Annotated in this window: 1 pseudogene; it reads left to right on the top strand. The window is 83.3% G+C overall.

The features are described 5' to 3' along the window. A pseudogene (locus AB4Z02_RS18980) lies at nt 1-581 on the top strand (translation initiation factor IF-2); the annotation flags it as partial.

Raw genomic sequence — 581 nt, 5'->3', positions numbered from 1 at the left:
CGCCCCGGCTGCCGCCCCCGCGGCCCCGGCAGCGGCGACGCCTGCCCCCGCAGCCCCCGCTGCCAAGGCAGCGCCCGCCCCGGCGGCCCCCGCGCCCCGTACGGCGCCTGCCCCGGCGGCTCCCGCGCCTGCCGCCCCCGCTGCCCGGTCGGACGTCCAGTCCGCCCGCGACGGTGGCAAGCAGACCTCGGGCGTCCCGGCGTCCCCGCGACCCGGCAACGCGCCGCGTCCTGCGGGTCCCGGCGGTTCCGGTGCGCCGCGTCCCGGCGCCCCCCGCCCCGGCAACAACCCGTTCGCGCCCTCGCAGGGCATGCGCACGGGTCGTGACGGTGGCCGTGAGGGTGGCTCGCGTGAGCCCGCCCGCCCCGGCAACAACCCGTTCGCGCCCTCCCAGGGCATGCCGCGCCCGCAGAGCCGTCCCGGTGGCCCCGGTGCTGCCGGCCCGCGCCCCGGCGGCACGGCCGGCCCGGGTGGACCCCGTCCCGGTGGTCCCCGCCCGAGCCCCGGCATGATGCCCGACCGCAGCGCGGTCGGCCGTCCCGGTGAGCGTCCCGCGCGTGGCGGCGGCCGTGGCCCCGGTG

The organism is Pedococcus sp. 2YAF34 (assembly GCF_052114585.1).
GTDB lineage: Bacteria > Actinomycetota > Actinomycetes > Actinomycetales > Dermatophilaceae > Pedococcus.
The sequence above is the reverse complement of the archived record's forward strand: the minus strand, read 5'-3'. Positions and strand labels throughout refer to the sequence as shown.